Origin of the sequence: Streptomyces sp. NPDC049879, from assembly GCF_044461265.1 — a bacterium.
Taxonomy (GTDB): Bacteria; Actinomycetota; Actinomycetes; order Streptomycetales; family Streptomycetaceae; genus Streptomyces.
The window spans coordinates 107,713-120,990 of record NZ_JBITKT010000010.1; the positions used below are offsets into that span (position 1 = coordinate 107,713).

The 13,278-nt window shown below is 72.3% G+C and carries 15 protein-coding genes; 9 read left to right on the forward strand and 6 right to left on the reverse strand.

Annotation, left to right across the window (positions count from 1 at the left end):
• Positions 1–217: 217 nt before the first annotated feature.
• From ACIBPC_RS28410 to sdhC, 4 genes are read right to left on the reverse strand one after another with little or no spacing between them, the layout of a single operon-like run.
• Positions 218–997 carry a succinate dehydrogenase iron-sulfur subunit gene (locus tag ACIBPC_RS28410; RefSeq protein ID WP_362964145.1) on the reverse strand — a complete coding sequence of 260 codons (780 nt, stop codon included), beginning with the start codon at positions 995–997 and terminating at the stop codon, positions 218–220.
• On the reverse strand, positions 997–2,751 hold the full coding sequence (gene sdhA, locus ACIBPC_RS28415; protein ID WP_362964143.1) for a succinate dehydrogenase flavoprotein subunit: 1,755 nt from the start codon (positions 2,749–2,751) through the stop codon (positions 997–999). Before sdhA ends, ACIBPC_RS28410 begins: the two co-directional genes overlap by 1 nt.
• Before the next feature lie 39 nt (positions 2,752–2,790).
• A complete protein-coding gene (locus ACIBPC_RS28420) occupies positions 2,791–3,252 on the reverse strand; it encodes a succinate dehydrogenase hydrophobic membrane anchor subunit (protein ID WP_362964141.1) in 462 nt (153 codons plus the stop codon).
• Positions 3,253–3,258: 6 nt separating this feature from the next.
• On the reverse strand, positions 3,259–3,639 hold the full coding sequence (gene sdhC / locus ACIBPC_RS28425) for a succinate dehydrogenase, cytochrome b556 subunit (protein WP_362964139.1): 381 nt from the start codon (positions 3,637–3,639) through the stop codon (positions 3,259–3,261).
• 210 nt (positions 3,640–3,849) lie between these two features.
• On the opposite strand from sdhC, the gene ACIBPC_RS28430 reads away from it, so the two are divergent.
• A complete protein-coding gene (locus ACIBPC_RS28430; RefSeq protein ID WP_398848579.1) occupies positions 3,850–5,463 on the forward strand; it encodes a glycoside hydrolase family 20 protein in 1,614 nt (537 codons plus the stop codon).
• A 171-nt stretch (positions 5,464–5,634) separates the two neighbouring features.
• The gene (locus ACIBPC_RS28435) at positions 5,635–6,105 is read left to right on the forward strand and encodes a hypothetical protein (RefSeq protein WP_398848580.1); all 471 of its coding nucleotides are present in this window, start codon (positions 5,635–5,637) and stop codon (positions 6,103–6,105) included.
• A 52-nt stretch (positions 6,106–6,157) separates the two neighbouring features.
• On the opposite strand, the gene ACIBPC_RS28440 is transcribed toward ACIBPC_RS28435, so the two are convergent.
• Positions 6,158–6,760, reverse strand: coding sequence for a TetR/AcrR family transcriptional regulator (locus tag ACIBPC_RS28440; protein WP_362964133.1), 603 nt, complete (start codon positions 6,758–6,760; stop codon positions 6,158–6,160).
• Between the two features lie 50 nt (positions 6,761–6,810).
• Here ACIBPC_RS28440 and ACIBPC_RS28445 point away from each other — a divergent pair, with 50 nt between their 5' ends.
• The 4 genes from ACIBPC_RS28445 (at position 6,811) to ACIBPC_RS28460 (ending at position 10,253) form a co-directional block, all read left to right on the forward strand.
• Entirely contained in the window at positions 6,811–7,767 is a 957-nt protein-coding gene (locus ACIBPC_RS28445) for a quinone oxidoreductase family protein (protein ID WP_398848582.1), read from the forward strand.
• Positions 7,768–7,845: 78 nt separating this feature from the next.
• Positions 7,846–8,553, forward strand: a complete 708-nt coding sequence (locus ACIBPC_RS28450; RefSeq protein ID WP_398848584.1) for a TetR/AcrR family transcriptional regulator — start codon at positions 7,846–7,848, stop codon at positions 8,551–8,553.
• 1 nt (position 8,554) lies between these two features.
• Entirely contained in the window at positions 8,555–9,295 is a 741-nt protein-coding gene (locus ACIBPC_RS28455) for an SDR family oxidoreductase (RefSeq protein WP_398848586.1), read from the forward strand.
• A gap of 73 nt (positions 9,296–9,368) precedes the next feature.
• Positions 9,369–10,253, forward strand: a complete 885-nt coding sequence (locus ACIBPC_RS28460; RefSeq protein ID WP_398848588.1) for an SDR family oxidoreductase — start codon at positions 9,369–9,371, stop codon at positions 10,251–10,253.
• A 39-nt stretch (positions 10,254–10,292) separates the two neighbouring features.
• Here ACIBPC_RS28460 and ACIBPC_RS28465 read toward each other — a convergent pair whose 3' ends face one another.
• On the reverse strand, positions 10,293–10,553 hold the full coding sequence (locus ACIBPC_RS28465; protein WP_398848590.1) for a type II toxin-antitoxin system Phd/YefM family antitoxin: 261 nt from the start codon (positions 10,551–10,553) through the stop codon (positions 10,293–10,295).
• 99 nt (positions 10,554–10,652) lie between these two features.
• On the opposite strand from ACIBPC_RS28465, the gene ACIBPC_RS28470 reads away from it, so the two are divergent.
• The 3 genes from ACIBPC_RS28470 (at position 10,653) to ACIBPC_RS28480 (ending at position 13,149) form a co-directional block, all read left to right on the forward strand.
• Complete coding sequence (locus tag ACIBPC_RS28470; RefSeq protein WP_398848592.1) at positions 10,653–11,234, forward strand: TetR/AcrR family transcriptional regulator; 582 nt, start codon at positions 10,653–10,655, stop codon at positions 11,232–11,234.
• Between the two features lie 80 nt (positions 11,235–11,314).
• Positions 11,315–12,283 (forward strand): SDR family NAD(P)-dependent oxidoreductase, encoded by a 969-nt coding sequence (locus tag ACIBPC_RS28475; RefSeq protein WP_398848594.1) that lies wholly within the window; start codon positions 11,315–11,317, stop codon positions 12,281–12,283.
• Positions 12,284–12,564: 281 nt separating this feature from the next.
• Entirely contained in the window at positions 12,565–13,149 is a 585-nt protein-coding gene (locus tag ACIBPC_RS28480; RefSeq protein ID WP_362968350.1) for an RNA polymerase sigma factor, read from the forward strand.
• Positions 13,150–13,278: the final 129 nt, after the last annotated feature.

Below are 13,278 nucleotides of genomic sequence, written 5' to 3' on the forward strand. Positions count from 1 at the left end.
GATTCCCACAGGTGTGACGGTCCGGCAATGAACTTGACCGGGATTTGGTAAAGCAAAGTCCGGTGCATATTCGATAACCGAAGTTATCTGTTTTGCTCGTTGTTTAAGCTGAGAAATATTGATTGATCCCTTGAAGTCCCGGGCGAGACCGGCGGAATACGCACCGAAGGCCCCCGTGCGTCACGGGGGCCTTCGGAAAGGAACACAGCGGATCGGCTCAGAAGCGGCGCGTGATCAGCGCGCGCTTGACCTCCTGGATCGCCTTCGTCACCTCGATGCCGCGCGGGCAGGCGTCCGTGCAGTTGAACGTCGTGCGGCAACGCCACACGCCGTCACGGTCGTTGAGGATCTCCAGGCGCTGCTCGCCGCCCTCGTCGCGCGAGTCGAAGATGAAGCGGTGCGCGTTGACGATCGCGGCCGGGCCGAAGTACTGCCCGTCGTTCCAGAACACCGGGCACGACGACGTGCACGCCGCGCACAGGATGCACTTGGTCGTGTCGTCGAACCGCTCGCGGTCCGCCGCCGACTGGAGCCGCTCGCGCGTCGGCTCGTTCCCCTTGGTGATGAGGAACGGCATCACGTCGCGGTACGCCTGGAAGAACGGGTCCATGTCCACGACCAGGTCCTTCAGGACGGTCAGGCCCTTTATGGCCTCGACCACGACCGGCTTGGCCGCGACGCCGTCCTTCAGGGTGGTGATGTCCTTGATCAGCGTCTTGCAGGCCAGCCGGTTCTTGCCGTTGATCCGCATCGCGTCCGACCCGCAGATCCCGTGCGCGCAGGAACGGCGGAACGTGAGGCTGCCGTCCTGCTCCCACTTGATCTGGTGCAGCGCGTCGAGCACACGCTCCTTCGGATCGATGCGCAGCTCGAAGTCCTCCCAGTACGCGTCCGCCGCCAGCTCCGGGTTGAACCGGCGGATGCGGAAGGTCACCGTGACGAGGTGGCCCGCGTCCGCCGGGGCGGACTCCGTCTTCTCCAGGGTCGGGGTAGCCATCAGTACGTACGCTCCATCGGCTGGTAGCGGGTCTGGACGACGGGCTTGTAGTCCAGCCGGATCGTCTGGTTGCCGTCGGCGTCCACCTCGCGGTAGGCCATGGTGTGGCGCATGAAGTTGACGTCGTCGCGGTTCGGGTAGTCCTCGCGGTAGTGGCCGCCGCGCGACTCCTTGCGGGCGAGCGCGGAGACGACCAGCACCTCGGCCAGCTCCAGCAGGTTGCCCAGCTCCAGGGCCTCCAGCAGGTCCGTGTTGAACCGCCTGCCCTTGTCCTGCACCGACACGTTGCGGTAGCGGCGGCGCAGTTCGGCGATCTCCTCCTGCGCCTCCTTCAGCGTCTGCTCGGTGCGGAACACCATGGCGTTCTTGTCCATCGTGTCCTGCAGCTCCCGGCGGATCACCGGCACGCGCTCGCTGCCCTCGGCGTCGCGCATGCGCTCCACCTCGTCGGCGACGAACTTCTCCGGCGCGTCCGGCAGCGGCACGAAGTCGGCGGTCGCGGCGTACTCGGCGGCGGCGATGCCCGCGCGGCGGCCGAACACGTTGATGTCCAGCAGGGAGTTGGTGCCCAGGCGGTTCGCGCCGTGCACGGACACGCAGGCGACCTCGCCGGCCGCGTACAGGCCGGGGATGACGTCGGTGTTGTTGGCCAGCACCTCGCCCATCACGTTGGTCGGGATGCCGCCCATCGCGTAGTGCGCCGTCGGCTGGATCGGGATCGGGTCGGTGTACGGCTCGATGCCCAGGTACGTGCGCGCGAACTCGGTGATGTCCGGCAGCTTCGCGTCCAGCTGCTCCGGCGGCAGGTGCGTCAGGTCCAGGTAGACGTGGTCGCCCTCGGGGCCGCAGCCGCGGCCCTCGCGGATCTCGGTGTAGATCGAGCGGGAGACGACGTCGCGCGAGGCGAGGTCCTTCATGACGGGCGCGTACTTCTCCATGAAGCGCTCGCCGTCCTTGTTGCGGAGGATGCCGCCCTCACCGCGGGCGCCCTCCGTCAGCAGGATGCCCATCTTCCAGATGCCGGTCGGGTGGAACTGGAAGAACTCCATGTCCTCCAGCGGCAGTCCGCGCCGCCACGCCGCCGCCTGGCCGTCGCCGGTCAGGGTATGCGCGTTGGAGGTGACGCGGTAGAACTTGCCGTTGCCGCCCGAGGCGAAGACGACGGCCTTCGCCTGGAAGACGTGCAGCTCGCCGGTGGCCAGCTCGTACGCGACGACGCCCGCCGTCTTCTTGACGCCGTCCACCTCGGTGAGGAGGAGGTCGAGGACGTAGAACTCGTTGAAGAACTCCACGCCCTCCTTGACGCAGTTCTGGTACAGCGTCTGGAGGATCATGTGGCCGGTGCGGTCGGCCGCGTAGCAGGAGCGGCGCACGGGCGCCTCGCCGTGGTTGCGGCTGTGGCCGCCGAAGCGGCGCTGGTCGATGCGGCCCTCGGGCGTCCGGTTGAACGGCAGGCCCATCTTCTCCAGGTCGAGGACCGAGTCGATGGCCTCCTTCGCCAGGATCTCGGCGGCGTCCTGGTCGACCAGGTAGTCACCGCCCTTGATCGTGTCGAAGGTGTGCCACTCCCAGTTGTCCTCCTCGACGTTCGCGAGGGCCGCGGCCATGCCGCCCTGCGCCGCGCCGGTGTGGGAACGCGTCGGGTACAGCTTGGTCAGCACGGCGGTGCGGCTGCGCTTCGTGGCCTCGATGGCCGCGCGCATCCCGGCCCCGCCCGCACCGACGATGACGGTGTCGTACTTGTGGATCTGCATGCTTGGTCTGCCTGCCTCGTGCCTGCTCGGCGCCGTGCGTCAGCGGATGTTCGGGTCGAAGGTGAAGATCACCAGCGTGCCCAGCAGCACGGTGAACACCGTGGCCGTGTACAGCAGCATCTTCAGCCAGAAGCGCGTGGTGTCCCGCTCGGCGTAGTCGTTGATGATCGTGCGCAGTCCGTTCGCGCCGTGGAGCATCGCGAGCCAGAGCATGATCAGGTCCCACGCCTGCCAGAACGGGGACGCCCAGCGGCCGGCGACGAACGCGAAGCTGACCTTCGAGACGCCGCCTTCGAGGACGAGCTGGATCAGCAGGTGCCCCAGCACCAGGACGACCAGCACGATGCCGGACAGCCGCATGAACAGCCAGCCGTACAGCTCGAAGTTCGTCCGCGTCGCGCGGGGCGTGCGGGCGGTCCGCGCGCGCGGGGGCTCGATGACCGGCGCGGGGTTGACCGCGTAGTCGGTGCCGTCCGTGACCTGGGAGATTTCGGTGGACATCGGTCATCAGCTCCCGAACAGCTCGTGGAAGGCGTGCGACAGGACCGGGTAGGCGGCCCCCGCCATGAGGACCACCCAGACGCCGACGACGGTCCACAGCATCTGGCGCTGGTAGCGGGCGCCCTTGTTCCAGAAGTCCACGGCGACGACGCGCAGACCGTTCAGCGCGTGGAACAGGACGGCGGCCACGAGGCCGTACTCCATCAGTCCCACGATCGGGGTCTTGTAGACGGCGATGGTGTCGTCGTACGCCTCGGGGGAGACGCGGACGAGAGCGGTGTCCAGCACATGGACGAACAGGAAGAAGAAGATGAGGACACCGGTGACACGGTGTGCCACCCATGACCACATGCCTTCCCGGCCGCGGTACAACGTTCCTGCCGGCACGGAAAAACCCTCCGGGAGCGGTCGCAAGAGCCTCGCCGGCAGCTCTGGGGACGTCGGTCGGGCCCGGCCGGGTACGGTCCACCGGCCGCCGCCATGGTATCGGCGGGGCGGGGCGTCCTCCGCCCCGGGGGTCATCGGCCGTGCCGCGCGCCCCCGCCGGGGCCCGTCCGCTGGGATTGCCGACCTCTGGCCAACGCTTACCGTCGAAGTATGCGAGAAGCGCCCTGGCGAATAATCGCCCTGGTCGCGGCGGCCCTCGTCATCGCGGCCGCCTCGACCATGGTGATCGCGGAACAGGCCGGTGACGGCACGGCGACGCAGCGCGCGACGCCCGCCGCCGGCACTCCCGCCCAGTCACCCCCACAGTCCCCCACCGATCTCCCGGACGGACCGGACGGCGCCCCCCGTACCGTCCCGGCCGTCCGGAACTTCGACGCCGCCGACGGCCCAGGATGGGCCCCGGCCGAGGGCGTCACCCGTGTGGTCGCCGCCGAGGACGGCCCGCTCGACGACGAGGCCGACCGGCTCGCCGAGGAGCTGGACGCCGACCGCGCCGGGAACGGCGCCCGCGACGGCGATGTCCTCCTGCGGCTCGACAAGGGCGCCGGCACCGGCGCCGAGGGCTACCGGATCGAGACCGAGGACCACCGCGTCACGGTCACGGCCCGCACGCAGGCCGGCGTGTTCTACGGCACGCGCACCGTCGTCCAGTCCGTGCGCGGCGCGGGCGGCCTGCCGCAGGGCACGATCGAGGACCGCCCCGACCGCCCCCAGCGCGGCCTGTCCCTGGACACGGCGCGCAAGCCGTTCACGGTCGACTGGATCAAGGACCGGCTGCGCGAGATGGCCGACCTCAAGCTCAACCAGTTCCAGTGGCACTTCAGCGACGACCAGGGCTTCCGCATCGAGAGCGAGAGCCACCCCGAGGTCGCCTCGCCCGACGCCCTGACGAAGGACGAGGTCGAGGAGATCATCGACCTGGCCCGTGAGCTGCACATCGAGGTCATCCCGGAGATCGACTCGCCCGGCCACCTCGGGGCCGTGCTGGCGGCCTACCCGCAGTTCCAGCTGCGGAGCGCGAGCGGCGAGGAGCCGCGGGGCGCGGTGGACATCGCCGACAAGGACGCGGGCAAGCTGATCGACGACCTGCTGCGCGAGTACGCCGACCTCTTCCCCGGCGACTACGTGCACGTCGGCGGCGACGAGTACGTGGCCGTGACCGTGGACGACCCGGAGGGCACCTACCCGGACCTGGCGCGGGCCGCCCGCGACCGCTTCGGCGACGGCGCGTCCGTCCGCGACCTGGCCACCGCCTGGATCAACGACCGCGCCGAGACCGTCCGCGACGCCGACAAGACCCCGCAGGTCTGGAACGACGGCATGCACGCGGGCGGCGAGGTCCGTCCCGACCACGACCGGGAGGTCACGTACTGGACCGGCCGCGAGATCGGCGCCCGCCCGCCGGTGGAGTACCTGGAGGACGACTGGAAGCTGCTGAACCTCAGCTCCGAGTACCTCTACTACGTCCTCGGCGAGCCGAACGACTTCACGTATCCGACGGGTGAGCGGATCTACGAGGAGTGGACGCCCGCCGTCCTGCGCGGCACGGAGCCGGTGCCCGAGGAGTTCAGGGGCGCGGACCACATCCCGGGCGCGCGGTTCGCCGTGTGGTGCGACCTGGCGGACGCGCAGACGCAGGAGCAGGTCGCGGAGGGCATCAGGCTGCCGCTGGCGGCGCTGGCCCAGAAGGTCTGGGACCCGGGGCAGCCGGAGCTGAGCTGGTCGCAGTTCACCGAGCTGACCGGCCGGGTCGCCGCCCGGTAGTCACCCGTCCGGAGCAGCCGGGGGAACGGACACCCGCCGCCGTCGCGCAGGGAGCGCGGCGGCGGCGCTCGCGTTCCCGCCACGCCGCGGCTTCACCCGAAAGGGGCAACGGCCGGGGCCGCCGGGCGCCCGTCCATACTGATCACCCCGCCGGACGGGATGAGGGGGGCCATGGGGGTTTCAGCGCTGGGGGTCGTGCTGGTCTGGATACCGACCACGGTCGTGTGCGTGGCCGTCGTGCTGCTGGTGCGCGGCCGGCAGCGGAAGAAGGGCCTCTGGCAGCCCTCCTCACTGGCCGTCGTGGGCTTCGTCACACTCCTCAACACCGCGACCCTGTGGTTTGTCGCGGTCGCGGCCGGCGGCCTGGACCTTGCGGAGGCCTGCGAGTACGGGCACGGCGTCCGGTTCGACGACGAGTGGAACAGCGCGCACTACCGCGAGTCCGGACGGCTGTTCCCGGTGCACGCGAGGTGCAGCGCTGACGTGGACCTCGTGCCGTCCTGGGTGAACCCCGCACTCGTCGCCCTCGCGCTCCTCTCCCTGGCCTGCCTCGGCGCGGCCGTCGCCCTCGGCGTGCGCAACGCCGCCCGGCGGCTGAGGAGGACGCGGCCCGACGGCGCGGCGGCTACGCGTTCCGTGTGATCCAGGCGGCGACGTCCACGTCACGCGGCGGCACGGGAGGGGCGGAGCGGGCTCACCCGCGGGCGGCGGCCGGTGGCACGAGCAGGTGGTCCAGGCACAGGTTCAGCGCGGCCTCCAGGTGTTCCGCCGAGCCGGTGGAGAGCAGGACGGTGACGCCGCCCTGCACGGCCGCGACCACCGCCGCCGCCGTACGGTCGGGGTCGAGCGCCGGGTCCGCCTCGCCGGCCGCCTGCGTGGCCTCGACACCGGCGCGCACGCACTCCTGCCACCGCCGCACCAGCTGCGCCGACACCGCCTGGGCGGCCGGGCTGTAGCGGCCCACGTCGGAGATCAGCACGCCGAGCGGGCAGTGCTGCCCCTGGTCGCGGTAGAGGCCGACCACCAGGTCGCGCCACGCCTCCCAGGCCGCGCGCGACGTGAGTTCGCCCAGGTACGGCTGCTGGTCCTCGAAGACGCGCCTGGCCTCCGACTCGGCCACGGCGAGCAGCAGTTGCTCACGGCCTTCCGGGAAGTAGTGGAACAGCTGCCCCTTGCCGGTGCCGCTGCGGCGGCAGATGTCGTCCAACGTCGTGGCGGTCGTGCCGCGTTCACGGATCTCGGCCGCGGCGGCCTCGACGATGCGCAGGCGGGTCTCGGCGCCTTTCCTGGTGGCCATGCGACGGATTGTACTTGCGGGTCCATTTTCCGCTGCCTAGCTTCGGCGCCATGAGAGCGATCGAGATCGAACGACCGGGCGGACCCGAGGTGTTGCGGCTGCGTGAGCGGCCGGTGCCGCGTCCTGGCCCGGGGGAGGTGCTGGTGGACGTCCGCGCGGCGGGGGTGAACTTCTTCGACACCGCCGTACGGGCCGGGGCGCTGGCCGGGGTCCCGGGCGCGGAAGGCGCCGGAGTGGTGGCGGAGACGGGCGAGGGGGTGCGCGGCCTCGCGCCGGGGGACCGCGTCGCGTGGCTGACGATCGACACCCATGGCGGCTACGCCGAGCGGATCGTGCTCCCCGTGGGCAAGGTCGTCCCCGTGCCCGACGCCGTGGACGACGAGACGGCCGCGGCCGTGCTGCTCCAGGGCCTGACCGCGCGGCACTTCGCCACCGTGTCCCACCCGGTGCGGCCGGGGGAGACGGCACTCGTGCACGCCGCCGCCGGGGGAGTGGGCATGCTGCTCACGCAGCTCGCCAAAGCGCGCGGGGCTACGGTCATCGGCCTGGTGTCGCGGCCGGAGAAGGCCGCGTCCGCCGCGGAGGCCGGTGCCGACCACGTCCTGGTGTCCACGGGCGGTGCGTTCGCCGGGCGGGTGCGCGAACTGACGGGCGGCGAGGGCGTGCACGTGGTGTTCGACGGGGCGGGCGCGTCGACGTTCGCCGCGTCGCTCGACGTGCTGCGCACGCACGGCACGCTGGTGTTCTACGGGCCGCTGATCGGCGAGGTGCCGACCCTCGCGATGAACGAGATCCCGCGCAGCACCCGCCTCACGTACGGCGTCACCGAGGACTACATCCGCACCCCCGGGGAGTTCGCGGCGCGCGCGGCAGAGTTGTTCGCGCTCGTCGCGGGCGGCGGGCTGACCGTCCGCGTCGGCGGCCGGTACCCGCTGGCGGAGGCGGCGAGGGCGCACGCGGACATCGCGTCGCGCGCCACCACCGGGAAGCTCCTGCTGATCCCCTGACCTGCGGGTACGTCATCCGTATCACTGATTCACTGTAGCTGTTTGCATCGATACGGTCTCGCTGTTACCGTTGCTTACGTGGATACGAGAGCAGTGATTCTGGACCGGGCGGCCGAGCTGCTCGCCGCCTCGCCGTCAGGGGACGTGTCGACGCGGGCGGTGTGCGAGGCCGCGGGCGTGGGACAGCCGGTGCTGTACCGGCTGTTCGGCGACAAGGACGGGCTGCTGGCCGCCGTGGTCGACAAGGTCTGGGCGGAGTACCTGGACATGAAGCGCGCCGCGACGCCGTCGCCCGACCCGCTGGACGACCTGCGGCGGGGCTGGGACAGCCACACCGCGTTCGCGCTGTCCCATCCCCACGCCTACCGGCTGCTGTTCGGCAGCTCCCTGACCGCGACCCCCGCGGCCGCCGCGGAGGCGATGGGACTGCTGACCGGGATCATGGACCGCCTCGCCGCCCAGGGGCGGCTGCGCGTCCCCCCGGCGGACGCGGCCCGTTTCGTGATGGCCGCCAACAGCGGTCTCGCGCTCGGCCTGATCCTGCGCCCGCAGTCGTACCCGGACCCGTCCGCCTCCACGGCCGCCCGTGACGCGGCCCTGCGCGCGGTGCTCGTGGATGCCGAGGGCCCCGCCCCGGAGGAGGCGGCGGGCGTGGCGGCGACCACGCTGCGGGCCCACCTGGGCACGTCGGACGCGTTCACGCCCGGCGAGGCCGCGCTGCTGGACGAATGGCTCGAACGGGTCCAGCGGCGCCGACCGACCACCCGACCAAGCGAAGGAGCATGAGATGACCACGCAGAACAACACCCGCGTCGCCCTCGTCACCGGCGGCTCCGGCGGCATAGGCAAGGCCGCCGTGCGGCGCCTCGCGGCCGACGGGTACGCCGTCGCGGTCCACTATTCCGGCAACAAGGCCGCGGCCGACGCCCTCGTCGCCGAGATCGCCGAACGGGGCGGCCGGGCGATCGCCGTCGGCGCCGACGTGGCCGACGAGACCGCCGTCGAAGCCCTCTTCGACGAGACCGAGCGGGCCTTCGGCGGCCTCGACGTGGTCGTGAACACCGCCGGGATCATGGCACTCGGGCCGATCGCGGAGTACGGCCTCGACCAGTTCGACCGCATCGTGCGGACCAACCTGCGCGGCACGTTCGTCGTGTCCCGGGCGGCCGCCCGCCGGGTCCGCGAGGGCGGGGCGGTCATCAACTTCTCCACCTCCGTCACCCGCACCCAACTCCCCGGCTACGGCCCGTACGTGGCGACCAAGGCCGCCGTCGAGGCGCTCACCCTCGTCCTCGCCCGCGAACTGCGCGGCCGGGACATCACCGTCAACACCGTCGCCCCGGGCCCCACCGCGACGCCGCTCTTCCTCGACGGCAAGGACGAGCGGACCGTCGAGACCCTCGCCAAGGCCGCGCCCCTCGAACGCCTCGGCCGCCCCGAGGACATCGCCGAGACCGTCGCGTTCCTCGCCGGACCCGCCCGCTGGGTCAACGGCCAGACGCTCTTCACCAACGGCGGCCTCGCCTGACGGCCACCGCGCCCCGCACGACACTTCCGCTGCCCAGGGAACACCGGCACGACCCAGGAGAGGAAGAAGGACCATGTCCACCGTGCTCATCACCGGTGCCGCGACCGGCATCGGACGCCTGACCGCCCTCGCGCTCGCCCGCGCGGGCCACACCGTCCACGCGACGATGCGCGACCCGGACGGCCGCAACGCCGCCCGCGCCGAGGACCTGCGCGCCCAGACCGCCGGACACGACCTGCACGTCCTCGAACTCGACGTCCAGTCCCAGGAGTCCGCCGACGCGGCGGTGCGGACCGTGCTCGACCGGTCCGGCGCGCTCGACGCCGTCGTGCACAACGCGGCGCATCTGCTGGTCGGTTACACCGAGGCGTTCACCCCCGAGGACATCGCGCACCTCTTCGACGTCAACGTGCTCGGCGCCCAGCGCGTCAACCGCGCCGTCCTGCCGCACATGCGCGCCCGCCGCACCGGCACCCTCCTCTACATCGGCAGCACCACCACCGTCGTCGTCCCGCCCTTCCTCGGGCCCTACGTGGCCTCCAAGTCCGCCTTCGACGCGCTGGCGCAGGTCACGGCGTACGAGGCCCACCACTTCGGCATCGAGACCGTGATCGTGATGCCGGGCCCCTTCACCCAGGGCACCGAGCACTTCCCGAACGCGGGACGCGCCGGGGACGACGCCGTGACCGGGCAGTACGCCGGGCTGGACGGCCTGGTCGCGCGCAACGAGGCCGCCACCGAGGGCCTGTTCGACCCGGGGGACGACGCGGACCCGGCGGCCGTCGCCGAGGAGGTCGCCCGCGTCCTGGCACTCCCCGCCGGACGCAAGCCGGCGCGCAGCGTCGTGGACTTCTCGCGGGCGGGCGTCGAGCACGTCAACGACGTGATGCGGGAGGCACAGCGCGAGTTCGTCACCCGCCTGGGCTTCGGCGACCTGCTCACCGTCCACCAGGAGTAGCCCCCACCGGCCAGAACGCGAACGCGGTCCCGCGGGGTCTCACGCGGCGCCGGGGTCGATCGGCTCCCGCCCGGTGGGGTCCCGGCGGGACAGCGCGTGCGCGTACGCCGCGAGCAGGCGGCGCGCGTTCGCCGGGGAACGGAACAGGTACGCGCCCTCGCGCAGGGCGGCGTGGTCGTCCGCCGACATCAGGACGGCGTTCCCGTGCCGCGAGACGATCTCCACCGTCTCGCGGTCCTCGTTGACCCTCCTGATCAGGGAGAGCAGATCCTTGCGCGCCTCGCGGGAGGTGACGGGCATCCCTGCCCCTTTCCATGCGTGGGAGACCAGCCAACGTACCGCGCGGCCGGGGGGAGGCTTTCTGGATTGAACGGTCTGGTTCCTTGTTACGCTCGGGGCGTGGCCAGGACCAAGGAATTCGACCCCGACGTGGTGCTCCAGCGCGCGATGGACCTGTTCTGGGAGCGGGGGTACGAGGCGACGTCGATGGCCGATCTGGTCGAGCACCTCGGGATCGCCCGCGCCAGCCTCTACGCCACGTTCGGCAGCAAGCACGACCTCTACCTGGCCGCGATGCGCCGGTACCTGCGGGGCAGCGAGGCGGGCTTCGTCACCGCGCTCGCGCAGCCGGGGCCCGCCCTGCCCGCCGTGCGCGCCTTCGTGGAGAGCTGGGTCACCGAGGCCATGACCGACCCGGCCCGCCGCGGCTGCCTCGTGGTGAACGCGGCGGTCGAGCTGTCCCCGCGCGACCCCGAGGTGGCCCGCCAGGTCGAGGTGGGCTGGAGCGTCGTGGAGACGGCGCTCGTCTCCTCCCTGCTGCGCGCCCAGGCGCAGGGCGAGCTGCCCGCCGGCAAGGACCCGCACGAGATCGCACGGTTCCTGCTCGTGGTGATGCAGGGCGTACGCGTCATCGCGCGCGCCGCCCCGGACGCCGGGCGCCTGCGGGCCGCCGCGAAGCTCGCCCTCGCCGCACTGGACTGACCGGTCCGGTATCCGTACGTCTCCCGGGGCCGCGAGTCCGGCTTGCTCTAGACCGCGGTCGAAGTTCTAGCGTCTCCGCCATGACAACACCCCAGCACGCGATCGGTTCCGGCTTCGGTGCCCGGAGCACCGCGGACGACGTCCTGAGCGGCATCGACCTGTCCGGCCGCACCGCGCTCGTCACCGGCGGCTACTCGGGCCTCGGCCTGGAGACGACCCGCGCCCTGGCCGCCGCCGGGGCCCGCGTCGTCGTCCCCGCCCGGCGCCCCGCGGCCGCCCGGGACGCGCTCGACGGCATCCCGGGCGTCGAGACCGACGCGCTCGACCTGGCCGACCTCGCGAGCGTCCGCTCCTTCGCCGAACGGTTCCTGCGCGCTCACCCCACGGTCGACATCGTGATCAACAACGCCGGGATCATGGCCTGCCCCGAGACCCGCGTCGGCCCGGGCTGGGAGGCGCAGTTCGCCACCAACCACCTCGGCCACCACGCGCTGGTCAACCACCTGTGGCCCGCCATCGCCCGCGGCGGCGCGCGCGTGGTCTCCGTCTCCTCCGGCGCCCACGGCATCACCGGCATGCGCTGGGACGACGTGCACTTCGAGCGCGGCTACGACAGGTGGCAGGCGTACGGGCAGGCGAAGACGGCGAACGTGCTGTTCGCCGTGCACCTCGACGCGCTCGGCCGCGACGCCGGGGTCAGGGCGTTCGCGCTGCACCCGGGCGCCATCCTCACCCCGCTCCAGCGCCACCTCGCGAAGGCCGACATGGTCGCGGCGGGCTGGATCGACGAGGCGGGCGACCTGGCGGACCCCAGCTTCAAGACGCCGGAGCAGGGCGCGGCGACGCAGGTGTGGGCGGCGACGTCCCCGCGGCTGGCGGGCATGGGCGGCGTGTACTGCGAGGACTGCGACATCGCCGGGCCGGCCGGCGAGGGCGCGGAAGGCGGCGTGCACGCGCACGCGACCGACCCCGCCGAGGCCGCGCGCCTGTGGGCGCTGTCGGCACGCCTCACGGGCGTGGACGCCTTCGCGGCGGCGGCGGCGTCCTAGCAGAAGGGACCCCCGGCCACCCCGTCGCGCCACGCGGAGGCGCGGAACAGCCGGGGCCGCCACCCCCCACAGGAGAGACCCCGGCTGTCACCGGGCGCGAACGGTCGAGGTCCGGGCCCGTACCTCTCTCAGCGCCGCGCGGCCCGTAACTGTTACCGAGCGGATACGGCCGGATGCGCCATGGACTCAGGGCGCCGCGCCGCGTAGCGTTCAGGCACGGGAGACACACTGTCACCAGACCGAGGCGGTATGCGGTGTGAGGGCCGCGGAGGGGGCCGGGAGTGCGCGGCGAGAACAGCGAGTTGACCGCGGCGGTGCACGCTGCCAAGGCGGGGGACGAGGAGGCGTTCCGCGCCGTCTACCGGGCCGTGCATCCGCGTCTGCTCGGCTATGTGCGGACGATCGTGGCCGAGCCGGACGCCGAGGACGTCACGGCCGAGGCCTGGCTCCAGATATCGCGCGACCTCGGGCGGTTCAGCGGCGACGCCGACCGCTTCCGCGGCTGGACGGCCCGCATCGCCCGCAACCGGGCGCTCGACCACTTACGGGCGCGCGGCAGGCGGCCGCAGGAGACGCGGGCGGACGAGGACGACCTCGCCCACCTGCCGTCGTCCGCCGACACCGCCGAGGAGGCCATCGCCGCCCTGGGCACCAGCCGGGTCCTCCGGCTCGTCGCCGAACTGCCGCAGGAGCAGGCGGGCGCGGTGATGCTGCGCACGATGATCGGGATGGACGCCAACCGGGCCGCCGCGCTGCTCGGTTCGCGGCCCGGCGCCGTGCGCACCGCCAACCACCGGGGGCTGCGCAGGCTCGCGCAGCACCTGGAGCGCTTCGGCCCCGACAGCGGCGTCACGGCCGCCGTGTAGGCGGCGCGGGCGCGCGACCGGCACGGTGTAACGATTTCGGAAGCTACGGCGCAGTAAGGAACGAGCCGACTGGTCATCGGCTCGGCGGGCGCACTCCGAGGTCCCCCCCGTACCTCAGAGGGCCCCACG